Annotated in this window: 19 protein-coding genes; 16 read left to right on the top strand and 3 right to left on the bottom strand. The window is 74.8% G+C overall.

Translation table 11 applies throughout. From position 1 onward, the window contains the following. The first annotated feature begins 103 nt into the window (after positions 1-103). Complete coding sequence (locus O7633_RS16590) at positions 104-1108, top strand: glycine betaine ABC transporter substrate-binding protein (protein ID WP_282328417.1); 1005 nt, start codon at positions 104-106, stop codon at positions 1106-1108. Between the two features lie 94 nt (positions 1109-1202). After that, positions 1203-3056, top strand: a complete 1854-nt coding sequence (locus O7633_RS16585) for a hypothetical protein (protein WP_282328416.1) — start codon at positions 1203-1205, stop codon at positions 3054-3056. A gap of 32 nt (positions 3057-3088) precedes the next feature. Here the strand turns inward: O7633_RS16585 and O7633_RS16580 are convergent, their stop codons facing one another. Next, positions 3089-4258 (bottom strand): NADH-quinone oxidoreductase subunit D, encoded by a 1170-nt coding sequence (locus O7633_RS16580; protein WP_176734736.1) that lies wholly within the window; start codon positions 4256-4258, stop codon positions 3089-3091. Next, on the bottom strand, positions 4255-5334 hold the full coding sequence (locus O7633_RS16575) for an SAM-dependent methyltransferase (protein WP_282328579.1): 1080 nt from the start codon (positions 5332-5334) through the stop codon (positions 4255-4257). Before O7633_RS16575 ends, O7633_RS16580 begins: the two co-directional genes overlap by 4 nt. Positions 5335-5389: 55 nt before the next feature. Here O7633_RS16575 and O7633_RS16570 point away from each other — a divergent pair, with 55 nt between their 5' ends. The 11 genes from O7633_RS16570 (at position 5390) to O7633_RS16520 (ending at position 19020) form a co-directional block, all read left to right on the top strand. Beyond that, positions 5390-6667 (top strand): phytase, encoded by a 1278-nt coding sequence (locus O7633_RS16570; RefSeq protein WP_282328415.1) that lies wholly within the window; start codon positions 5390-5392, stop codon positions 6665-6667. Positions 6668-6812: 145 nt separating this feature from the next. After that, on the top strand, positions 6813-7781 hold the full coding sequence (locus tag O7633_RS16565; RefSeq protein ID WP_282328414.1) for a Rossmann-like and DUF2520 domain-containing protein: 969 nt from the start codon (positions 6813-6815) through the stop codon (positions 7779-7781). After that, positions 7778-8626: a pantoate--beta-alanine ligase gene (gene panC, locus O7633_RS16560; RefSeq protein ID WP_282328413.1), complete on the top strand. Its 849-nt coding sequence runs from the start codon at positions 7778-7780 to the stop codon at positions 8624-8626. Before O7633_RS16565 ends, panC begins: the two co-directional genes overlap by 4 nt. Positions 8627-8657: 31 nt before the next feature. Beyond that, complete coding sequence (panD, locus tag O7633_RS16555; protein ID WP_074472285.1) at positions 8658-9083, top strand: aspartate 1-decarboxylase; 426 nt, start codon at positions 8658-8660, stop codon at positions 9081-9083. A gap of 159 nt (positions 9084-9242) precedes the next feature. Beyond that, positions 9243-10139 carry a septum formation family protein gene (locus O7633_RS16550; protein ID WP_282328412.1) on the top strand — a complete coding sequence of 299 codons (897 nt, stop codon included), beginning with the start codon at positions 9243-9245 and terminating at the stop codon, positions 10137-10139. A 138-nt stretch (positions 10140-10277) separates the two neighbouring features. Next, complete coding sequence (locus tag O7633_RS16545; protein WP_282328411.1) at positions 10278-11975, top strand: L-aspartate oxidase; 1698 nt, start codon at positions 10278-10280, stop codon at positions 11973-11975. Next, positions 11972-12937 (top strand): carboxylating nicotinate-nucleotide diphosphorylase, encoded by a 966-nt coding sequence (gene nadC, locus O7633_RS16540; protein WP_282328410.1) that lies wholly within the window; start codon positions 11972-11974, stop codon positions 12935-12937. Before O7633_RS16545 ends, nadC begins: the two co-directional genes overlap by 4 nt. A 25-nt stretch (positions 12938-12962) precedes the next feature. Next, positions 12963-13721: a type III pantothenate kinase gene (locus O7633_RS16535; protein WP_074472289.1), complete on the top strand. Its 759-nt coding sequence runs from the start codon at positions 12963-12965 to the stop codon at positions 13719-13721. Positions 13722-13886: 165 nt separating this feature from the next. Continuing rightward, positions 13887-15395, top strand: a complete 1509-nt coding sequence (lysS, locus tag O7633_RS16530; RefSeq protein WP_282328409.1) for a lysine--tRNA ligase — start codon at positions 13887-13889, stop codon at positions 15393-15395. 113 nt (positions 15396-15508) lie between these two features. Beyond that, on the top strand, positions 15509-15853 hold the full coding sequence (locus tag O7633_RS16525) for an Lsr2 family protein (protein WP_198956599.1): 345 nt from the start codon (positions 15509-15511) through the stop codon (positions 15851-15853). 647 nt (positions 15854-16500) lie between these two features. Next, positions 16501-19020: an ATP-dependent Clp protease ATP-binding subunit gene (locus O7633_RS16520; RefSeq protein WP_178066628.1), complete on the top strand. Its 2520-nt coding sequence runs from the start codon at positions 16501-16503 to the stop codon at positions 19018-19020. A 148-nt stretch (positions 19021-19168) separates the two neighbouring features. Here the strand turns inward: O7633_RS16520 and O7633_RS16515 are convergent, their stop codons facing one another. Continuing rightward, complete coding sequence (locus tag O7633_RS16515) at positions 19169-20080, bottom strand: A/G-specific adenine glycosylase (protein ID WP_282328578.1); 912 nt, start codon at positions 20078-20080, stop codon at positions 19169-19171. A gap of 96 nt (positions 20081-20176) precedes the next feature. Here O7633_RS16515 and O7633_RS16510 point away from each other — a divergent pair, with 96 nt between their 5' ends. The 3 genes from O7633_RS16510 (at position 20177) to O7633_RS16500 (ending at position 22157) form a co-directional block, all read left to right on the top strand. Continuing rightward, positions 20177-20689: an ACT domain-containing protein gene (locus tag O7633_RS16510; protein ID WP_074472292.1), complete on the top strand. Its 513-nt coding sequence runs from the start codon at positions 20177-20179 to the stop codon at positions 20687-20689. Further along, positions 20686-21246: a peptide deformylase gene (locus tag O7633_RS16505; protein ID WP_278129798.1), complete on the top strand. Its 561-nt coding sequence runs from the start codon at positions 20686-20688 to the stop codon at positions 21244-21246. The genes O7633_RS16510 and O7633_RS16505 overlap by 4 nt, the downstream gene beginning before the upstream one ends. A gap of 158 nt (positions 21247-21404) precedes the next feature. Next, positions 21405-22157, top strand: a complete 753-nt coding sequence (locus O7633_RS16500; protein ID WP_178066625.1) for a hypothetical protein — start codon at positions 21405-21407, stop codon at positions 22155-22157. The last annotated feature ends 54 nt before the right edge of the window (positions 22158-22211 follow it).

The raw sequence follows: 22211 nt of genomic DNA, 5'->3' as shown, positions 1-22211 counted from the left end.
GCGGGCAGGATGTTGGGTGGAAGATCGCGGGCGACGACAGGAGATCGTCCGTCGGACACGCGGCCGGCCCGAGGGCCGCGCCGGGACACGGAAGGCGGGCTTGATGCGCGCACGTACACGGCTGGCCATCGGCGCGGTCGGCGCCCTCGCGGCGGCCGGTTTCCTCACCGGCTGTGGCGACGCCGGCTCCTCCGGCACCGAGGCCCCGCAGCAGGGGGCGTCGGGGGCGGGGTGCGCCCCGGTCGCCGGTGACCAGCTCGTCGTCCTCGCCGACGACAAGAAGCTCCAGAACACCGACAACGTCATTCCGGCGGTCAACGCCAAGGCGGCCACCCCGGAGCTGCTCGCGGCGCTGGACAAGGTCTCCGCCGCGCTGGACACGCCGAAGCTGATCGCGCTCAACAAGGCCGTCGACGTCGACCGCAAGACCAGCAAGGTCGCCGCCGAGGAGTTCGTCACGGCCAACAACGTCACCCAGGGCATCGCCAAGGGGGCGGGCGGCACGATCGTCGTCGGCGCCGGCAACTTCACCGAGAGCCAGACCATCGCCGAGCTGTACCGCATCGCGCTCACCGCCGCCGGCTACCAGGTCAAGGTGCAGCAGATCGGCAACCGCGAGCTCTACGAGCCGGCCCTGGAGAAGGGCGAGATCCAGGTCGTCCCGGAGTACGCGGCGACCATGGCCGAGTTCCTCAACACGAAGGCCAACGGCAAGGACGCCCAGCCGGTCTCCTCGCCGGAGCTGGACAAGACCGTCGCCGCCCTCAAGGCCGCCGGCGAGAAGGCCGGCATCGCCTTCGGCACGCCGTCCGCCGCCCAGGACCAGAACGCGTTCGCCGTCACCAAGGCGTTCGCCGACAAGTACGGGGTGGGCACCCTGTCCGAGCTGGCGGCCAAGTGCTCCGGCAGCGCGACCGTGCTGGCCGGCCCGCCGGAGTGCCCGCAGCGCCCGAAGTGCCAGGCGGGCCTGGTGGAGGTCTACGACTTCAAGGCCGGCTCGTTCAGCTCGCTGGACGCGGGTGGCCCGCAGACCAAGAACGCCCTGAAGACGGGGAGTGCCAGCGTCGGCCTCGTCTTCTCGTCCGACGGGGCGCTCGCGGCCAGCTGACCCGCCCACCGGTCGCCGGCGGCCCCGTGCCGTCGGCGACCGGTGCTGTTCAGAACGTTCCCAGTAGGCGGAACTCTCGGTAGGCTGCACATCCATGCCCGCCACGGTTGCCGCCACCGACAGGCGTGATCCCCGACTGCTGTCCGTGCTGTTCTGGATCGGTGTGGCGCTGGCCCCCGTCGCGGCGCTGATCCTGCTGGTCGCCGACGGCAACGGTCCGCTGCGGTTCGCCGCCGTGCTGGCGATCCTCGCCGTGGTGCTGATCGGCCTGTCGATCGCGCTGCGCGCCGACGGCGACGGCGGGCACGGGGAGGCGGCCGAGGAGCTGCGGGACGAGATCGACCAGTTGCGCCGGGAGCTGCGCGGCGAGATCGTGGCCGCCGCCCAGCGCGGCAACCAGGCCCTCGACGTGTCCCAGCGGGCCCAGGAGCAGGTGGGCGCGCTGCGTCGCCGGCTCGACGCCGCGGCGGCCGGGATCGCCGCCGACCCCGATCCGCCGGCGGCGCAGCCGGCGGGACCGGGCCGGGCCCGGGTCGCGCCCGCCGAGACGTACGCCGACGCCGGCCCGCCCGGCGACGCCGAGGAGGCCCCGGCGGCCGGGCTCCGTACGCCCGCCCGCCCGGACGACGCGTCCCCGGGCCACCGCCCCCAGCCGGCCCCACGCCACGGCGCGGACGGCCCGCCCCGACCGGGCGTCTACGGCGGCGACCGTCCCGCCCAGCCGGGCGTCTACGGCGGCGACCACCCTGCTCGGCCCGGCGTCTACGGCGCGCCGTCCCGCCCGGCCGAGCCCGGCCTGCGGCCACCGCAGCCGGCCGCCCCCGAGCCCGCCCCGGCCCCGCGCCCGGTCGGCGTGGTCCGGCGCACGGAGACCGTGCACGTCACCACCCGGCACACCGTCGTCGACGGGCCGGATCCGGCGGCCGGCGGTTACGGCGGCGAGCGCTGGTCCCCGGCCCCCGGTGGTGACGACGACCGGTGGTCGCCGGCTCCCCGGGAACGGCCGTGGTCGGGTGGCCGACGGCCGGCGGCCGGTGAACCGGAGGACCCGCCGTGGTCCGGCGGCCAACTACCGGCGGCCGGTGAGCCGGAGGGCCCGCCGTGGGCCGGGCACGCCGACCCGGTCGCCCGCGTGCGGGGCGCCGACGCCCACCGGTTCCCTGAGCCGGCCGCCGCGGAGCCGTTCGACGACCGTGCCTGGGCCCGGCAGCCGTCCTTCCGGGGCGAGCCGTCCGACGCCGCCCGAGGCGAGGCGCGGGGCGCGGCCGTCCAGCCGCGGGCGCGGGGCGGCTACGGCGGGCCGCGGGCCGGCGGCGGCGACGGCCCGCCGGGTCGGCACGGGGCGGACCGCGTCCCCGCGTACCCGCCCGCGCCCGCCGCCTCCGGCCAGTGGTCCGAGGCGGAGGCCGGCGACCGGTGGGCGGAGGTGCGCGACGACGACCGGGGCCGGGAGGTCCGGATCGGCGAGCGCCGGGCCACCGCGCACGCGGACGCGACCAGCAGCGGGTACCGGGTGGAGGACCGCTGGGCGGCGGTCCGGCAGGGCGACCCCTATCCGCAGGGGAGCCCGGGGGACCGCTGGTGGGACGGGGACGCCGCCGGGGCGGGGGCCGCCGGCCCGGGCGGCTGGCCGGACGCGGACGGCGGCGGCGCGGACCGCAGCGGTCGGCCCGCCCACGCGGGGCCGGGCGGCGACACGGACTGGGAGCACGGGACGTGGTCCGAGCCGGCGTCCCCGGCGCTGCCGGCGGGCGGCGTGCCCGTGCCGACGCAGTGGCGGTCGCCGGCCCGAAGCGAGGCCCCCTCGGCGGAGCGGTGGGCGGCGGCGGAACCCGAGCCGGCCCGGCCCAGCCGGCACCAGCGCGCCGACGGGCAGCGGTACGGGTACCCGCCCCCCGACGAGACGCCCCGCGCCGGCGCTGCCCGCCCGGCCGACCACTGGCGCTGACCCCGCCGGCGCGAACCGGCAGGGGGAGCTCCCTACTTGTCGATGTCGCCCACCACGAAGAACATCGAGCCGAGGATCGCGATCAGGTCGGGCACCAGGCACCCCGGCAGCAGGGTGGCCAGCGCCTGCACGTTCGCGTACGACGCGGTGCGCAGTTTCAGCCGCCACGGCGTCTTCTCGCCCCGCGACACCAGGTAGTAGCCGTTGATGCCGAGCGGGTTCTCCGTCCAGGCGTACGTGTGCCCCTCGGGGGCCTTCACGACCTTCGGCAGCCGGGTGTTCACCGGCCCGGTGAGCCGGTCCACCCGCTCCAGGCACTGCTCGGCGAGGTCGAGCGAGGCGTACACCTGGTCGAGCAGCACCTCGAACCGGGCGTGGCAGTCCCCGGCGGTCTTCGTCACGACCGGCACGTCGAGCTGGTCGTAGGCGAGGTAGGGCTCGTCGCGGCGCAGGTCCAGGTCGAGCCCGGAGGCGCGGGCGACGGGCCCGGACGCGCCGAACGCGGCGGCGTCGGCGGCGGACAGCACCCCGACCCCGACGGTGCGGGCCAGGAAGATCTCGTTGCGCCGGATCAGCCTGTCCAGGTCCGGCATGCGGCGGCGTACCTCACCGATGGCGGCGCGGGCCCGGCCGGTCCAGCCGGCCGGCACCTCCTCCTTGAGCCCGCCGACCCGGTTGAACATGTAGTGGATCCGGCCGCCGGAGACCTCCTCCATGACCGCCTGGATGGTCTCCCGCTCGCGGAACGCGTAGAAGACCGGCGTGATCGCGCCGATCTCCAGCGGGTAGGAGCCGAGGAACATCAGGTGGTTGAGCACCCGGTTCAGCTCGGCCAGGGCCATCCGCAGCCAGGTGGCGCGCTCGGGCACCTCCATGCCCATGAGCCGCTCGACGGCGAGCACCACGCCCAGCTCGTTGGAGAACGCCGACAGCCAGTCGTGCCGGTTGGCGAGCACGATGATCTGCCGGTAGTCGCGCACCTCGAACAGCTTCTCCGCGCCCCGGTGCATGTAGCCGACGATCGGCTCGGCGGCGACCACCCGTTCCCCGTCGAGCACCAGCTTGAGCCGCAGCACGCCGTGCGTGGAGGGGTGCTGCGGCCCGATGTTGAGCACCATGTCGGTGCCGAGCTGCTCGCCGCCGGCCCCGGTGCCGACGGTCAGCTCGCGCAGGTCACCGGTGTCCGTGGTCATGCCCGTCATCGTGCCATGAGCGCATCGACGGCGACGCCGACCGGCTGGAGCAGCCACCAGTGCCCGCCGAGCCCGGCCGGGTCGGTCAGCTCGGCCACCGCCGACGCGGCGGCGAGCGCCCGCAGGTAGCCGGCCGGGTCGGTGCCGGCCAGGCTCAGCGGCGGTCGCCCGCCGTCGGCCCCGAGCGCGCGCAGCGCCTCCCGCTGCGACATCAGCGTGTACGCGCACCCGGCGACCCGCTCCCCGGCGGCGGCGACGGAGTCCATGGCCACGTGCGCGGTGACGTCGCACGAGCCGTCCGGCACCGGCGGCACCTGCCGCCCGCCCCGGTACCCGGTCAGCGTCCCGCCCACCGGCCGCGCCCCACGCAGGTGCCCGTAGTCCACACCCAGCGCCACCCCCCGCCGCAGACTCCCCACCACCCCGGCCCAGGCCAGATCCCGCCCCCGCCCCACCTCCACCCGCCCCCCGTATTCGGTGATCAAGAGGTTTGCGTCAGGTTCGGGCCCTTCCGCTGACGCAAACCTCTTGATCACCGGGCCTGGGGTGGGGGTGGGGTGCCAGCGGGTCAGCCAGGTCTGGTCCTCTCTGGTCAGTGGGGGGCCGGGGGTCTCCTTGCCCGTGCTCGGGTTCACCAACACGTAGCGCCAGCCGGTTTCGGTGGGGACGGCCACGTCGACGGGGACGTTGTCCAGCCATTCGGTGGCCAACAGCAGACCGGTGATTCCCGTCGGGGCCTCGGTCGTCCAGTCGATGGCGGGCGGGAGGTCCGTCGGGCGGGGGGCCAGTTCCACGGCCGTGAGGCGCAGGCGGCTGCTGAGGGACGACCCGGCCGCCTCGTCGGCCAGGGTGGCCAGGGCGACGAGCAGCTCGCCCCGGCCCGCGCCCACGTCCACGAGGTCGAACGGCGCGGGGAAGCCGAGGGCGGCGTCGAGCCGCGACACGAGCCGGAACACCGCCGCCGCGAACGCCGGGGAGGCGTGCGCGCTCGTGCGGAAGTGGCCGGCCGGACCCGCCCCGCCGACGAAGAAGCCGCCCGGCCCGTACAGGGCGCGGTCCATCGCGTCCCGCCAGCGCAGTGGCACGGAGTTCATCCCGCGTTCAGGGCCCGTCACCGTGCCGACCCTACGGTCTGCGGGCATGAGACGAATCGCGATCCCCGCGCTGGCGGCCGTACCGCTGCTGCTGGCCGCCTCCGGTGCCGCCGCCGCGCCCGCCCGCGGCGACGCGCCGCGCGCCGTGCGGGCGGTGGCCGAGACCCCCAGCCTGTACGACGACGCAGCCGGCGGCGACGCCGACGCCGACGACCCGGCGATCTGGGTGCACCCGACCGACCCGGCCGGCAGCCTGGTGATCGCCACCGCCAAGAACGGCGGCCTGCGGGTCTACGACCTGGCCGCCCGCGAGCGGCAGGCGATCGCCACCCCGCCCGCCCCGGGCCCGGACGACGAGCCGGGTCGGTTCAACAACGTCGACCTGGTGGCCGGTTTCCGGCTCGGCGGGCAGCGGGCCGACCTGGCGGTGGTCACCGACCGGGGGCGCGACCAGCTCCGGTTCTACCGGATCGACCCCGCGACCCGGCTGCTCACCGACGTGACCGCGCCGGGCGTGCCGTTCGCGTTCAGCCGGGACCAGGCGGAGGTCGACGAGCAGCGCACCGCGTACGGGCTGGGCGCCTACGTGGACCCCGCCGGGGCCGCGTACGCGGTGGTGAGCCGGCGCAGCACCCCGGAGGTGGGGGTGTTCCGGCTGGTCGAGCGCGCCGGGCGGGTCACCTACCGGCCGGTGGACCGGCTGACGCTGCCGTCGGCGTTCACCCTGCCCGACGGCACCGCCTGGTCGCCGTGCACCGACCCGGGCGACGGCCCGCAGGTGGAGGGGACCGTGGTGGACCCGGACACCGGCGTGGTGCACCTGGCGCAGGAGAAGGTGGGCCTGTGGCGGACCCGGCTGGCGGGCGGCCGGTTCGCCGGGACGCCGACGCTGGTCGAGCGGGTCCGCGAGTACGGCGTGCCGGCCGCGTTCGACCCGGCGGAGGACGACTGCGTGACCGACTACCCGGCCGATCCCGGGTTCGGCGGGCCGATCGCGCAGGACGTGGAGGGGCTGACGATCTACCGGACGGGCCGCCTGACCGGCACCCTGGTCGTCTCCGCCCAGGGCGACGACACGTTCCACACGTACGACCGGCGCACCGGCCGCCCGACGGGCCGCTTCGCGGTGGTCGACGGCGTGGTGGACGGCTCGCAGGAGTGCGACGGCGCGGCCGTGACCGCGACCCCGCTGCCGGGCTTCCCCGGCGGGCTGCTGGTGGTGCACGACGGCCGGAACACCCCGGACACCCCGGGCGGGGACGGCGAGGCCCGCCCGGACACCGACTTCAAGTTCGTCGACGCCGGGTTCCTGCGTCGCCGCTGATCATGGCCGGGCCGGGCCGTCGCGACGCCCCGCGGCGGCCCGGCCGCCCGGCGGTGAAGGTTTTCACACCTCCTTGTTGCGACCTCTTCACCGCGGCGCATACTTGCGATCGACCGGTACCCCCTTCGAGGACTGGATCGTTGCCATGAGCGCACCGCTGCGCCCGCGTCCGGCCGCCCCCGCGCGGGCCGCCGCACCCTCGGGCGGCGTCACACCCTCCTTCCCCCGCGTGCTGACCGTCGGCGTCCTCGGCGCCGGCCGGGTCGGCGCCGTGCTCGGCGCGGCGCTCGCCGCCGCCGGGCACCGGGTGGTCGCCGCCTCCGGCGTCTCCGGGGCGGCGAAGGCCCGCATCGCCCTGCTGCTGCCCGACGCCGCCAACCGCTCCGCCACCTCCGTGGCGCACGCCGCGACCGACCTGCTGCTGGTCGCCGTGCCCGACGACGCGCTCGCGGCGGTGGTGGCCGGTCTCGCCGAGACCGGGGCGCTGCGCCCCGGCCAGGTGGTCGCGCACACCTCCGGCGCGCACGGGCTGGCCGTCCTCGCCCCCGCCGCCGCCGTCGGGGCCCGCCCGCTGGCCCTGCACCCGGCGATGACCTTCACCGGCACGCCCGACGACCTCGGCCGGCTCGCCGGCATCTCGTACGGGGTGACCGCGCCGGCCGAGCTGCGTCCGCTGGCCGCCCGGCTGGTCGCCGACCTCGGCGGGGTGCCCGAGTGGGTGGGCGAGGCCGACCGGGCGCTCTACCACGCGGCGCTGGCGCACGGCGCGAACCACCTGGTGACCCTGGTCAACGAGGCGGCCGACCGGCTGCGCGACGCCGGGGTGGGCCAGCCGGAGAAGGTGCTCGCCCCGCTGCTGCGGGCGGCGCTGGAGAACGCCCTGCGCCTCGGTGACGACGCGCTGACCGGCCCGGTGTCCCGGGGCGACGCCGGCACCGTACGCCGGCACCTGGAACGGTTGGCGGCGACCGCGCCCGAGTCGGTCGCGGCGTACCTGGCCCTGGCCCGGCGCACGGCGGACCGGGCCATCGCGTCGGGCCGGCTGCGCCCGGCGGACGCCGCGCCGCTGCTCGACGTGCTCGGCGGGACCCGACGAGAGGTGAGGCACGCATGACGGAGCTGGTGCGGACCCGCGTGGAGCTGGCGAAGGCGCGCGCCGCCCTGACCGGCACCGTCGGGGTGGTGATGACCATGGGCGCGCTGCACGCGGGGCACGAGACGCTGCTGCGCGCCGCCCGGGAGCGGGCCGACCACGTGCTGGTGACGATCTTCGTGAACCCGCTCCAGTTCGGGCCGACCGAGGACTTCGACCGCTACCCGCGCACCCTGGAGGCGGACCTGGAGGTCTGCCGGCGGGCCGGGGCCGACGTGGTCTTCGCGCCGGACCGGGGCGAGGTGTATCCGGACGGCGAGCCCCTGGTGCGGGTGGACCCGGGGCGGCTCGCCGACGACCTGGAGGGCCTGAGCCGGCCCGGCTTCTTCCACGGGGTGCTGACCGTGGTGCTGAAGCTGTTCCATCTCACCCGCCCCGACCTGGCGTTCTTCGGCGAGAAGGACTACCAGCAGCTCACCCTGGTGCGGCGGATGGCCCGGGACTTCGACGTGCCCGTCGAGGTGGTCGGCGTGCCGACCGTGCGGGAGCCGGACGGGCTGGCGCTGTCCAGCCGCAACCGCTACCTCTCGCCCCCCGAGCGGCAGGCCGCGCTTACCCTGTCCGCCGCGCTGCGGGCCGGCGCGGCGGCCGCCGACCGGGGCGGGCACGGCGGCGAGGTGCTGGCCGCCGTGCACCGGGCGCTGGGCGACGGCCCGCCCGGGGTCGAGGTGGACTACGTGGCGCTCACCGACGCCGACCTGGAGCCCGGCCCGGTCGCGGGCCCGGCCCGGCTGCTGATCGCGGCCAAGGTCGGCACCACCCGCCTGATCGACAACACGGCGATCCGGCTCGCCCCCCGATCCTGACTCGTCCTCCCGCACCGCGAAAGGCACCCCGATGTTCCGCACCATGCTCAAGTCGAAGATCCACCGGGCCACGGTGACGCAGGCCGACCTGCACTACGTCGGCTCGGTGACCGTGGACGAGGACCTGCTCGACGCGGCCGACCTGCTCCCCGGCGAGCAGGTGGCGATCGTGGACGTCACCAACGGCGCCCGGCTGGAGACGTACGTCATCCCCGGCGCGCGGGGTAGCGGCGTGATCGGCATCAACGGCGCCGCCGCCCACCTCGTGCACCCCGGCGACCTGGTCATCCTGATCTCGTACGGGCAGTTCGACGACGCCGAGGCGCGGGCGTACCGGCCCCGGGTGGTGCACGTCGACGCCGACAACCGGGTGGTCGAGCTGAACGCCGACCCGGCCACGGCCGCCCCGGGCACCGCCGGCGACCCGGTCCCGAGCCCGCTGGCCGTCGTCGGCTGACCCGGGCCGCCCCGGCCGGATCCCCGCCGCCCGCGCCGCCGGGCGTCCGGGTCGAACCCCCGCGGTCGACGCGGATGTCTGCCCGTACGCGGTATGTCACCGATGGTCATCTCTGGTTAGGCTGGGGTCCCGTCGCGAGCTGGTGGTTGGGGAGGCCCGATGCGTCGTGCGTTGACGAGCGTGTGCGTCGTCCTGGTCACGGCGGTCGTGCTGGCCGGCTGTGGGGGCCCGGCCGGCGTCGACGGCGACCTCACCGACGACTGGGCCGCCCCGGGTCCGGCGGGCCCGTTCACCCCGGCCGCCGGGGTCTGCCAGGTCGCCGACTTCGTCGACGTGCTGCCCCTGCCGGCGTACGCGCCGGTCGACTGCGCGCTCCCGCACCGGGTGGAGACCGTGCACGTCGGCGCGTTCCCGGCCGACCGGGCCGCCCCGCCCGGCAGCGGCTCGCCCGAGCTGCGCGTCCCGTTCGCCGACTGCGACACGAGGGCCACCGCGTACGTGGGGGACGACTGGCGGGCCGGCCGGCTCCGGCTGGCCGTGGCGGTGCCGTCGAAGACCGGCTGGACGTCCGGGGCCCGCTGGTACCGCTGCGACCTGACCGAGGTGAGCACCGCCGAGGCGGGCGCGGTGCCGGTCACCCGCACGGGCAGCCTGCGGGATGCGCTGAAGGGGCCCTCCCCGCTGCGGCTGGGCTGCCAGCGCAGCGAGAACGTCGGGCGGCGCGGAGCGCAGGTGCTCAAGCCGGTGGAGTGCGCCACCCGGCACGACGCCGAGTTCGTCGGGGTGTGGAAGGCGCCGGACGAGCCGTACCCGGCCCGGGACGCCGACTGGCTCCCCTTCTACGCCGGCTGCCGCACGGTCCTGGCCCGGTACGCGGGCGTGCCGGACGACGACGACCTGCGCTTCCGCAGCGGCCTGGTGGTCCGCCCGCCGGGGGCGGGGCGCTGGCGGGTCGGCGACCGGGGGGTCCGCTGCTACCTCTGGCTCAGCGACCGCACGGTGACCGCCTCCCTGAAGGGCGCGGGCCCGACCGGCCTGCCGGTCCGCACGAAGTGACCGCCGCCCCGCCGGCGGGGCACGGCGACGCCGTCCCGCCCGACCCGGACGCCGGGCGCGCCGGGTGCCCGGGGTAGCCCAAACCACTCGTCCCGCCCCCGCCGCCCGAGGTGAGCGGCCTTCGGGTTGACTGTGCTCATGGACCTACCGACCGTCGACCTGCCCGTCCTGCCGACGCTGCTGGCCGCGCCCGCGCCCGGCTGGGTGGAGACCACCGACGTGATCGTGGTCGGCTCCGGGGTGGCCGGGCTGACCGCCGCGCTGCACCTGCGCGAGGCCGGCCTGCACGTCACCGTGGTCACCAAGGTCAACATCGACGACGGCTCGACCCGCTGGGCCCAGGGCGGCATCGCCGCCGTGCTCGACCCGGCGGACACCCCGGCCGCACACGCCTTCGACACCGAGGTCGCCGGGGTGGGGCTGTGCGACCCCGCCGCCGTGCGGGTGCTGGTGGAGGAGGGGCCGATCCGGCTGCGCGAGCTGATGCGCATCGGCGCGGAGTTCGACCGCCACCCCGACGGCTCGCTCATGCTCACCCGGGAGGGCGGGCACCGGGCCGACCGGATCGTGCACGCCGGCGGGGACGCCACCGGCGCGGAGGTGCAGCGGGCCCTGCACGCGGCGGTCCGCCGCGACCCGTGGATCCGGCTGTTCGAGCACGCCCTCGTGCTGGACCTGCTGCGCGCCCCCGGCGACGGGCCCGGCGGGCTCGGCCCGGCCTGCGGGATCACCCTGCACGTGCTCGGCGAGGGCAGCGAGGACGGCGTCGGCGCGCTGCTGGCCCGCGCGGTGGTGCTCGCCACCGGCGGGATGGGCCAGGTCTTCTCGGCCACCACCAACCCGGCCGTCTCCACCGGCGACGGCGTGGCGCTGGCCATGCGGGCCGGCGCGGCGGTCACCGACGTGGAGTTCGTCCAGTTCCATCCCACGGCGCTGATCACCCCGGCCGGCGCCGGCGTGCCGGGGGCCGGCCGGGCGCAGCAGCCGCTGGTCTCCGAGGCGCTGCGCGGCGAGGGCGCGCACCTCGTCGACGGCGACGGCAAGCGGTTCATGGTCGGCCAGCACGAGCTGGCGGAGCTGGCCCCCCGGGACGTGGTGGCCAAGGGCATCCACCGGGTGCTGCTGGCCACCGGCGCCGACCACGTCTTCCTCGACGCCCGGCACCTCGGCGGCGACTTCCTGGCCGGGCGCTTCCCGACCATCGTCGCCTCCTGCCTGGCCATCGGCGTCGACCCGGCCGCCGACCTGATCCCGGTCGCCCCGGCCGCCCACTACGCCTCCGGCGGCGTCCGCACGGACCTGCGGGGCCGCACCTCCATCCCCGGCCTGTACGCCTGCGGCGAGGTGGCCTGCACGGGCGTGCACGGCGCGAACCGGCTGGCCAGCAACTCGCTGCTGGAGGGACTGGTGTTCTCCCGCCGGATCGCCGAGGACATCGCCGCCGGCCTGCCCGAGCAGGCCCGGCCCGCCGAGGCCGGCGCGTGGGCCGGCGGGGGCGGCTGGGTGGTGCCCGCCGCCGGGACGCCCGCGCTGCAACGGGCGATGACCCGGGGCGCCGGGGTGCTGCGCTCGGCGGACACGCTCGCCGCCACGGCCACGGAGCTGGGCGAGCTGGGTTCCGGCCGGGGCACCCCGCGCACCGCCGACTGGGAGGCCACGAACCTGGTCACGGTGGCGTCGGCCCTGGTCGCCGCCGCGTACGCCCGCCGGGAGACCCGGGGCTGCCACTGGCGGGAGGACCACCCGACGGCCGACGAGCGGTGGCGGGGCCACCTGGTCGCCGAGGTCGGGGAGCAGGGCAGGCTGACGTCTCGCTGGGAGGCTGGAGAGCGATGAGGGACACGACGGAGCAGGCGCTGCGGGCGGCCGGGCTGGACCCGGCCGAGGTACGGCGGGTGCTCGTCACCGCGTTCGCCGAGGACCTCGGCCCGGACTTCCTCGACGTCACCAGCGTCGCCACCATCCCGGCCACCCAGACCGACACGGCCGACCTGGTCGCCCGCGCCGACGGGGTGGTCGCGGGGCTGGCCGTGGCGGCCGCGGCGTTCGAGCTGGCCGCCGAGGTGACCGGCTTCCCGGGCAACCCTCCGCCGGCCGACCCCGGTGGCGCGCCGGGCGCCGGCCTGGCCGGCGGGGCGGGCGGCGGCCGTACCGTCGAGGTGTCGCTGGTGGCCCACGACGGGCAGCGGGTGGCCCGCGGCGACGTGCTGGCCACGGTGGCCGGGCCGACCCGGCTGCTGCTCACCGCCGAGCGCACGGCGCTCAACCTGCTCTGCCGGATGTCCGGGGTGGCCACCCACACCCGGGCCTGGGCGGACGCGCTGGCCGGCACGAAGGCGACCGTGCTGGACACCCGCAAGACCACCCCGGGCCTGCGGGCCCTGGAGAAGTACGCGGTGCGGGCCGGCGGCGGCACCAACAAGCGGATGGGCCTGTACGACGTCGCCATGATCAAGGACAACCACAAGTTCGCGGCCGGCGGCGTCGCGGCGGCCTACCGCCGGGTCCGGGAGGTCTTCCCCGGCGTGGCGGTGCAGGTGGAGGTGGACACCCTCGCCGAGGCGCTGGAGGCCGTCGAGGCGGGCGCGGACTTCCTGCTGCTGGACAACATGACCCCGGCGACGCTGCGCGCGGTGGTGGCCGCCGTGGGGGACCGGGCGGAGCTGGAGGCGACCGGCGGGCTGACCCTCGACGTCGTGGCGGAATACGGTGCGACCGGCGTGGACTACCTGTCGGTCGGCGCGCTGACGCACTCCTCGCCGATCCTGGACGTGGCGCTGGACCTGCGTCCCCGGTGAGCCCCCGCGCGTCTAGGCTGCGTGCGTGCTGCTCTGCATCGACATCGGAAACACCAACACCGTGCTGGCGACCTTCGACGGCGACAAGCTGGTGCACTCCTGGCGGATCAAGACCGACGCCCGCTCCACGGCGGACGAGCTCGGGCTGATGTTCCGGGGGCTGCTCGCCGGTGACGCCGTGGAGATCACCGGGGTGGCCGCCTGCTCGACGGTGCCGGCCGCGCTGCGTTCGCTGCGGACGATGCTCGCCCGCTACTACGCCGACCTGCCGAGCGTCATCGTCGAGCCGGGGGTACGCACCGGCGTGCAGCTCGCGATCGACAACCCGAAGGAGGTCGGCGCCGACCGGGTGGTCAACACGCTCGCCGCGTACACGCTGTTCGGCGGGCCGTCGATCGTGGTCGACTTCGGCACCACCACCAACTTCGACGTGATCAGCGGCCGGGGCGAGTTCCTCGGCGGCGCGTTCGCCCCCGGCATCGAGATCTCCTTCGACGCGCTGGCGGCCCGCGCCGCCCAGCTGCGCAAGGTGGAGGCGGCCAAGCCCCGCTCGGTGATCGGCAAGAACACCGTCGAGTGTCTCCAGTCGGGGCTGTACTTCGGCTTCGCCGGGCAGGTGGACCGGATCGTCGAGCGGATGACCGAGGAGCTGGGCGAGGTGCGGGCGGTGATCGCCACCGGCGGGCTCGCGTCGGTGGTGATCGGCGAGTGCCGCACCATCACCCACCACGAGCCGATGATCACCCTGATCGGCCTGCGCATGGTCTACGACCGCAACGTGTGAGGCGCAAGGAAGGGCCCCCTGTTAACGCTTCCGGTAGAGAAGGGCACCCCGCTCACCCCGTACCCGATGGGCCGGCGTGGGTGGGTCATGCCGTAACGGGTGCCGGGGGCCTTGAGTACGCTCGGGCCTGACCCCGCCGAAACTCCTGAGCTGAGGAAGCGTGCCGTGACCGAGCAGAATCCCGTGTCAGTCGACCCCGCCGACGACCTTCCCGAGCAGATGAAGGTCCGCCGGGAGAAGCGGGACCGGATGCTCGCCGACGGCGTCGAGCCGTACCCCGTCGGGTTTCCCCGGACCGACACCCTGGCCGAGGTCCGCGCGAGGTATGCCGACCTGCCCACCGACACGGCCACGGGCGACCGGGTCTCGGTCACCGGCCGGGTGATCTTCGTACGGAACACCGGCAAGCTCTGCTTCGCGACGCTGCGGGACGGCGACGGCACCGAGCTCCAGGCGATGCTCTCCCTCGACCGGGTCGGCGCGGAGCGGCTGGACGACTGGAAGCGCCTCGTCGACCTGGGCGACCACGTCGGGGTGACCGGCGAGGTGATCACCAGCCGGCGCGGCGAGCTGTCGGTGCTGGCCGAGCAGTGGGCGGTCACCGCAAAGGCGCTGCGCCCGCTGCCGGTGGCGCACAAGCCGCTCAGCGAGGAGGCCCGGGTCCGCCAGCGCTACGTCGACCTGATCGTGCGCCCGCAGGCGCGCCAGATGGTGCGCACGCGGGCCGCGGCCGTGCGCAGCCTGCGCGACTGCCTGCACGGGCAGGGCTTCGTCGAGGTGGAGACCCCGATGCTCCAGTTGCTGCACGGCGGCGCGGCGGCCCGGCCATTCGTGACCCACAGCAATGCGTTGAGCACCGATCTGTATCTGCGAATCGCGCCGGAACTGTTTCTCAAGCGCGCCGTGGTCGGCGGCGTCGAGCGGGTGTTCGAGATCAACCGTAACTTCCGTAATGAGGGTGTCGACTCTTCGCACTCGCCGGAGTTCGCGATGCTGGAGGCCTACCAGGCGTACGGCGACTACGACACGATGGCGGCGCTGACCCGCAATCTGGTGCAGGAGGCCGCGATCGCGGTCGGTGGGTCGACCGTGGTGACGCACGCGGATGGCCGCGAGTTCGATCTGGGCGGCGAGTGGCGCTCCGTGACCCTCTTCGGGGTGCTTTCGGAGGCGCTCGGCGAAGAGGTCACCGTCCGCACCGAGCGGGCCCGCCTCGTCGAGTACGCCGACAAGGTCGGCCTGGCCGTCGACCCGAAGTGGGGGCCGGGCAAGCTCGCCGAGGAGCTGTTCGAGGAACTGGTCGTGCCGGGGCTCCAGGCGCCGACGTTCGTGCGGGACTACCCGGAGGAGACCAGCCCGCTGACCCGGGCCCACCGCAGCGAGCCGGGGCTGGCCGAGAAGTGGGACCTCTACGTCCTCGGGTTCGAGCTGGGCACCGCGTACTCGGAGCTGGTCGACCCGGTGGTGCAGCGGGAACGGCTCGTCGCCCAGGCCCAGCTCGCGGCCCGCGGCGACGACGAGGCCATGCGGCTGGACGAGGACTTTCTCCGGGCCATGGAGTACGGAATGCCCCCGGCCGGCGGCATGGGAATGGGAATCGACCGGCTGTTGATGGCGCTGACGGGCCTGGGAATTCGGGAAACCATCCTCTTCCCGTTGGTCCGCGCGGAGTAGCCGACCGGCCACCCGGCAGGGGCAGTTACCGCATCCTATTGACGAGGCAAGCATCGGGCGGGTTATTGTGCTCTCAGTTTGCAGGATCACCCTGCTCGAAAGGAATGTGGGACGTGGCCAAGCAGATCATTCACAAGCTGGTCGATGACCTGGACGGCGGGGACGCTGACGAGACCGTCAAGTTCGCGCTCGACGGGGTTCAGTACGAGATCGACCTGTCCGCCACGAACGCCGAGAAATTGCGGGAGGTTTTCTCGCCCTACGTCGCGAACGGCACCAAGGTGGGCCGGGGCGGCGTGGTGGTCGGCGGGCGGGCAGCGCGCGGCCGGGGCGGTGCCACCGCCGACCGCGAGCAGAACAAGGCGATCCGGGCCTGGGCCAAGCGCGAGGGCAAGGAGATCTCCGACCGGGGACGCATCCCGCAGGAGATCGTGGACGAGTTCCACGCCAAGCGCTGAGCGCCGAGGCGGTCCCGGGTGACCGCCACCGTCGCCGGGTGCGACAGGGCCCTCGGCGGGACAACCCCGACACGGGCGACACCGACGCCGGACCGGAGCACACCTCCGGGCCGGCGTCGCCGTGTCACCGAACCGCCCCGGGCGCGACGGGCCGCCGCCCCGCCCGACGTCGCCCCGCCCGACGCCGGCGCGGCCGTGCGCCCCGGCGCGGGGCACCGCCCGCCGGACGGGAAGAACCCGGCTCGTCGCGGCGTTGTCCACAACCGGTGGAAAACTCGTCCACAGCCTGTGGACGACCGGACCGCCGCCCACCCGGCCCGTCGCCCGGACCGCCGGCCGGCCCCCCGTTGACCGGTCGAACCGGTCGCCGGAGGGCGGCGCGGGCCCGTGCGGGGGCGTGCAGCCGGGTCCCACCACCCGTCCGAATTTCGCTCTGCGCGTACACGCGGAGACCCCGGAACACGCCCTGAGCGCGGACGGTTGGCTAAAACGACGCGTACCGGACCCTCGCGGAGGACACACGACCTCAGCGGAGTCGGTCCGCGGCGATAGAGTAATGAGGCAAGGACGCCCGTCCCGGACGTCCGCGCACCGGCCCCGCCGAGATCTGACCATCAAGGCGCACGGCACGTGAGGAGCACGAGGGCATGTTCGAGCGGTTCACCGACCGAGCGCGACGGGTTGTCGTCCTGGCCCAAGAAGAGGCCCGGATGCTCAACCACAACTACATCGGTACGGAGCACATCCTGCTGGGCCTGATCCACGAGGGTGAGGGTGTCGCGGCGAAGGCCCTGGAGAGTCTGGGGATCTCGCTGGAGGGTGTGCGTCAGCAGGTCGAGGAGATCATCGGTCAGGGCCAGCAGGCGCCGAGCGGGCACATCCCGTTCACGCCGCGGGCGAAGAAGGTCCTGGAGCTGTCGCTGCGCGAGGCGCTGCAGCTCGGCCACAACTACATCGGCACGGAGCACATCCTGCTCGGCCTGATCCGCGAGGGCGAGGGCGTCGCCGCCCAGGTCCTGGTGAAGCTCGGGGCCGACCTCAACCGGGTGCGTCAGCAGGTGATCCAGCTCCTCTCCGGCTACCAGGGCAAGGAGCCCGCGGCGGCCGGCACGACGACGGGCGAGGCCGCCCCGTCGACCAGCCTCGTGCTGGACCAGTTCGGTCGGAACCTGACCCAGGCTGCCCGCGAGGGCAAGCTCGACCCGGTCATCGGGCGGGAGAAGGAGATCGAGCGGGTCATGCAGGTGCTGTCCCGCCGCACCAAGAACAACCCGGTGCTGATCGGCGAGCCCGGCGTCGGCAAGACCGCCGTGGTGGAGGGCCTGTCCCAGAAGATCATCAAGGGCGAGGTCCCGGAGACGCTGAAGGACAAGCAGCTCTACACCCTCGACCTGGGCGCGCTGGTCGCCGGTTCCCGCTACCGCGGTGACTTCGAGGAGCGCCTGAAGAAGGTGCTCAAGGAGATCCGCACCCGGGGCGACATCATCCTGTTCATCGACGAGATCCACACCCTCGTCGGCGCGGGCGCGGCGGAGGGCGCGATCGACGCGGCGTCGATCCTCAAGCCGATGCTGGCCCGTGGCGAGCTGCAGACCATCGGCGCCACGACGCTCGACGAATACCGCAAGCACCTGGAGAAGGACGCCGCCCTGGAGCGGCGGTTCCAGCCGATCCAGGTGGGTGAGCCGTCCCTGGCCCACACGATCGAGATCCTCAAGGGTCTGCGCGACCGGTACGAGGCGCACCACCGCGTCTCGATCACCGACGCGGCCCTGGTCGCGGCCGCCACCCTGGCCGACCGGTACATCTCCGACCGCTTCCTGCCGGACAAGGCGATCGACCTGATCGACGAGGCGGGCGCGCGGATGCGGATCCGCCGGATGACCGCGCCGCCGGACCTGCGGGACTTCGACGAGCGCATCGCGCAGGTGCGCCGCGACAAGGAGTCCGCGATCGACGCGCAGGACTTCGAGCGCGCCGCGCAGCTCCGCGACAAGGAGAAGCAGCTGCTGGGCCAGAAGGCGCAGCGGGAGAAGGAGTGGAAGGCCGGCGACCTCGACGTCGTCAGCGAGGTCGACGACGAGCAGATCGCCGAGGTCCTGGGCAACTGGACCGGCATCCCGGTCTACAAGCTGACCGAGGAGGAGACCTCCCGCCTGCTGCGCATGGAGGACGAGCTGCACAAGCGCGTCATCGGCCAGGAGGACGCGGTCAAGGCCGTCTCGAAGGCCATCCGGCGCACCCGGGCCGGCCTGAAGGACCCGAAGCGCCCGTCCGGCTCGTTCATCTTCGCCGGCCCGTCCGGCGTGGGTAAGACCGAGCTGTCCAAGGCGCTGGCGGAGTTCCTGTTCGGCAGCGAGGACGCCCTCATCCAGCTCGACATGTCCGAGTTCCACGACCGCTACACGGTGTCCCGGCTCGTCGGCGCCCCTCCCGGCTACGTCGGCTACGACGAGGGCGGGCAGCTGACCGAGAAGGTGCGGCGTCGGCCGTTCTCCGTGGTCCTCTTCGACGAGATCGAGAAGGCCCACCCGGACGTGTTCAACACCCTGCTCCAGATCCTGGAGGACGGGCGGCTGACCGACGGCCAGGGCCGGATCGTGGACTTCAAGAACACGGTCATCATCCTGACCACCAACCTCGGCACCCGGGACGTCGCCAAGGCCGTGTCGCTCGGCTTCCAGGCGTCGGAGGACTCGGAGTCGAACTACGACCGGATGAAGCAGAAGGTCAACGACGAGCTGAAGCAGCACTTCCGGCCGGAGTTCCTCAACCGGATCGACGACACCATCGTGTTCCACCAGCTGCGGCAGACCGAGATCCTCTCGATCGTGGACATCATGATCGCCCGGATCGAGACCCAGCTGCGCAACAAGGACATGGGGCTGGAGCTGACCGACAACGCCAAGAAGTACCTGGCGAAGAAGGGCTTCGACCCGGTCCTGGGCGCGCGCCCGCTGCGGCGCACGATCCAGCGGGACATCGAGGACAACCTGTCCGAGCGGATCCTGTTCAACGAGTTGACCCCCGGCCAGATCATCGTGGTCGACTGCGAGGGCGACCCGGAGGACATCGACAAGTCCAAGCTGGTGTTCCGCGGCTCGGACCGACCCGCCGAGGTTCCCGACGCGGTCCCCGCCGAGCTGGGCGGCACCGAGGCCGCCTGACCCGAGGGGCAGGACGACAGAACGGGCGACGGCCCGGCGGCTCTCGCCGCCGGGCCGTCGCCCGTTTCCCCCTCCGCCGGCCCTTCCGGCCCGGTCCGGGCGAGGCGGGACCAGTGCGGGGTCGGGTTCGGGCGGGACCAGGGACGGGTCAGGCGTCCAGGGCCGGGGCCGGGACCGGCGGGCCGTCACCCGCGAGGCGGAACGACTCCCCGCCGGCCGGTTCCACCAGGCCGTCGGTGACCAGCCCGGCCAGGGCGCGGGAGCGCTGGACGTCGTCGGTCCACACCTGGTCCAGCCGTTGACGCGGCACGGGGCCGGTGGCCTCCCGCAGCACCGCCAGCAGCAGCCCGCGCACCTGGCGGTCCGTGCCCGCGTACCGCTGGGGACGCCGCGTCGGCCCGGCGGGCGCCGCCTGACCGGAGGCCCGCCAGGCGCAGACCGACTCCACCGGGCAGACCGCGCACCGGGGCGACCGGGCGGTGCAGACGACCGCCCCCAGCTCCATGAACGCGGCGCTGGCCAGGGCGGCCCCGGCCGGCTCCGGCGGCAGCAGTTCCTCGGTGGCCACCAGGTCGGCGGGGCGGGTGGCGGGGCCGGCGTCCGGCTCACCGGCGATCGCCCGGCAGACCACCCGCCGCACGTTGGTGTCCACCACCGGGTGCCGCTGCCCGTACGCGAAGGCGGCCACCGCCCGCGCCGTGTACGTGCCGACCCCCGGCAGGGCGAGCAGGTGTTCCAGCCGGTCGGGCACCTCGCCGCCGTGGCGCTCGACGATCGCCGTCGCGCAGTCGTGCAGCCGCATCGCCCGGCGCGGGTAGCCCAGCCGCCCCCACATCCGGATCGCCTCGGCGGGCGTGTCGGCGGCGAGCGCGGCGGGGGTGGGCCAGCGGGCCAGCCACGCCTCGTAGGCCGGAAGCACCCGCACCACGGGCGTCTGCTGGAGCATGACCTCGCTGACCAGGATCGCCCACGCGCCCACGCCGGGCACGCGCCACGGCAGGTCGCGGGCGTTGCGCTCGTACCACCGGCTGACGAGGGTGGCGAAGGTGTGCTCGGACATCGCGTCGTCGATCATGTCACGGGCCACCTTCCCGCAGGGTGGGCGGGCCGGGCGGGGCGTCGCGGAGGCCACCCCCCGATCGGGCAGAATGCCCGGATGAGCGAGCTCGCGATCACCGTCATCGGCCGGGACCGGCCCGGCATCGTGGCCGACGTCGCCGAGGTGCTCGCCCGGCTGGGCGCGAACCTCACCGACTCCACCATGACCCGGCTGCGGGGCCACTTCGCGATGACCCTGATCTGCGTGGGCCCGGCCGCCGCCGACGTCGAGGCCGCGCTGTCCCCGCTCGCCGCCGACGGTCAGCTCCTGGCCACCGTACGGGCGGTCACCCCCGACGGCGCGGCCGCGCCGGCCGGTGAGCCGTACGTGCTGGCGGTGCACGGCGCGGACCGGATGGGCATCGTCGCGGCGATGACCCGGGTGCTGACCGACGCGGGCGGCAACGTCACCGACCTGAGCACCCGGCTGACCGGCTCCCTCTACGTGGTGGTCGCCGAGGTCGACCTGCCGCCGGGCACCTTCGACGAGGTGGCCGGCCGGTTGGCGCTGGCCGCGGCGGAGCTGGGCGTGGGGGTCAGCCTCCGCCCGGCGGACACGGACCTGCTGTGACGACGGAGTACGCGGGCCTCGCCGGCTGGACCCCGGCGGCGCTGCCGGTGCCGGGCGAGGTGCGCCCGGTGGTCTCCGCCCCCGACCCGGTGCTCAGCCGGCCGGGGCCGGAGGTGGACCCGACGTCGGACGAGATCGTCCGCCTCGCCGCCGACCTGATCGCCACGATGCGGGTATCGCCGGGCTGCGTGGGCCTCGCCGCCCCGCAGGTGGGCGTGGGCGCGCAGGTGTTCGCGGTGGACGTCACCGGCCACCCGAAGGCGGTCACCGTGCACGGCACGTTCGTCCTGTGCAACGCCCGGGTGGTGGAGGCGACCCGGTGGAAGAGCGGCCGGGAGGGCTGCATGTCGGTGCCCGACCTCACCGGCGACGTCAAGCGGGCCAGCCGTCTGGTCGTCGAGGGGCTGCTGCCGGGCAGCGGCGCGCCGGTGCGGCTGGTCACCGACGGCTTCGAGGCGCGCGCGTTGCAGCACGAGATCGACCACTGTCACGGCCTGCTCTTCCTCGACCGGGTGGCCGGAGCGCACGCGATCTACCAGCGCAAGGTCTACCAGTGACCGGTCCCGGCACCGCCGGCCGCCGGGCCGCAGCCGGCGGGGTCGCCGCCCCGGGCGGGGGGTCGCTGTCGTGAGTGGAGGGTCGTCACGGTGAGCCGAGGGTGCTCCGGCGCGTCGCGCCCGACGACGGTGCGTCGCGCCGCTACGGTGGGGGCATCATGCGTCTGACGGTCGGCCCCCTGCCACCCGCCGTGTACTGGCGGCGTCGCGCCGTCGTACTTGGAGCGGGCCTTCTCTTCCTGATCGTGCTGCTCTATTCCTGCAACGGCGCGGGCAACACGGGCACCACGCCGCAGTCGAAGTCGACCCCGACTCCGACGGCGTCCCCGGGCGCCGGCGACCCGTCGGCGGTGCCCGAGCCGAGCGGTTCGGTGCTGACGCCCCAGACCGGTCTCCCGCCCGGCGGGTCGGACGATCCGGGCAGCGACCCGGGCTCGTCGGGGGGCGAGCAGGGCGGGTCGAGCGGCCCCTCCGGCGGCGACGGCGCTCCGGCCGGGCCCGGTGGGGCGGACGCCGGGACGTGCACCGACGCGGAGATCTCGGTGACGCCCGTGGTGCTGCCGACGTCGGCCCCGCAGGGCACGGTGGTCAGCCTCCAGCTCAAGATCAAGAACAGGTCGGACCGCACCTGTAGCCGGGACGTGGGCGCGGACTTCCAGGAGCTGTTCGTCAAGTCGGGCGCGGAGAAGGTCTGGTCCTCCGACACCTGCGGCAACGTCAAGGGCTCGGACGTGCAGTCGTTCACGCCCGGCTTCGAGCGGTCGTACCAGGTGGACTGGAACGGGCGGGACACCAGCCGCTGCAAGGACGGCCTCGCCAACGGCCCGTTGCCGCCGGCCGGGGCCTACCAGGTGTTCGGGCGGCTCGACACCAAGCTCAGCTCGCCGGTGAAGCTCACCATCACCGACTGACGCCGGCCCGCCCGCCGGTCAGGCTCCGACCCCGTCGGCCAGGCCCCGCTGCCG

The organism is Micromonospora sp. WMMD712, from assembly GCF_029581295.1.
GTDB classification, from domain to species: domain Bacteria; phylum Actinomycetota; class Actinomycetes; order Mycobacteriales; family Micromonosporaceae; genus Micromonospora; species Micromonospora carbonacea.
This window is presented reverse-complemented; position numbering and strand designations above follow the sequence as displayed.

Excerpts from the sequence above, each read along its gene's own strand:
- O7633_RS16590 (WP_282328417.1), top strand. The coding sequence starts at position 104 with ATGCGCGCACGTACACGGCTGGCCATCGGCGCGGTCGGCGCCCTCGCG.
- O7633_RS16585 (WP_282328416.1), top strand. The coding sequence starts at position 1,203 with ATGCCCGCCACGGTTGCCGCCACCGACAGGCGTGATCCCCGACTGCTG.
- O7633_RS16580 (WP_176734736.1), bottom strand. The coding sequence starts at position 4,258 with ATGACGGGCATGACCACGGACACCGGTGACCTGCGCGAGCTGACCGTC.
- O7633_RS16570 (WP_282328415.1), top strand. The coding sequence starts at position 5,390 with ATGAGACGAATCGCGATCCCCGCGCTGGCGGCCGTACCGCTGCTGCTG.
- O7633_RS16565 (WP_282328414.1), top strand. The coding sequence starts at position 6,813 with ATGAGCGCACCGCTGCGCCCGCGTCCGGCCGCCCCCGCGCGGGCCGCC.
- panC (WP_282328413.1), top strand. The coding sequence starts at position 7,778 with ATGACGGAGCTGGTGCGGACCCGCGTGGAGCTGGCGAAGGCGCGCGCC.
- panD (WP_074472285.1), top strand. The coding sequence starts at position 8,658 with ATGTTCCGCACCATGCTCAAGTCGAAGATCCACCGGGCCACGGTGACG.
- O7633_RS16550 (WP_282328412.1), top strand. The coding sequence starts at position 9,243 with ATGCGTCGTGCGTTGACGAGCGTGTGCGTCGTCCTGGTCACGGCGGTC.
- O7633_RS16545 (WP_282328411.1), top strand. The coding sequence starts at position 10,278 with ATGGACCTACCGACCGTCGACCTGCCCGTCCTGCCGACGCTGCTGGCC.
- nadC (WP_282328410.1), top strand. The coding sequence starts at position 11,972 with ATGAGGGACACGACGGAGCAGGCGCTGCGGGCGGCCGGGCTGGACCCG.
- O7633_RS16520 (WP_178066628.1), top strand. The coding sequence starts at position 16,501 with ATGTTCGAGCGGTTCACCGACCGAGCGCGACGGGTTGTCGTCCTGGCC.
- O7633_RS16515 (WP_282328578.1), bottom strand. The coding sequence starts at position 20,080 with ATGTCCGAGCACACCTTCGCCACCCTCGTCAGCCGGTGGTACGAGCGC.
- O7633_RS16510 (WP_074472292.1), top strand. The coding sequence starts at position 20,177 with ATGAGCGAGCTCGCGATCACCGTCATCGGCCGGGACCGGCCCGGCATC.
- O7633_RS16500 (WP_178066625.1), top strand. The coding sequence starts at position 21,405 with ATGCGTCTGACGGTCGGCCCCCTGCCACCCGCCGTGTACTGGCGGCGT.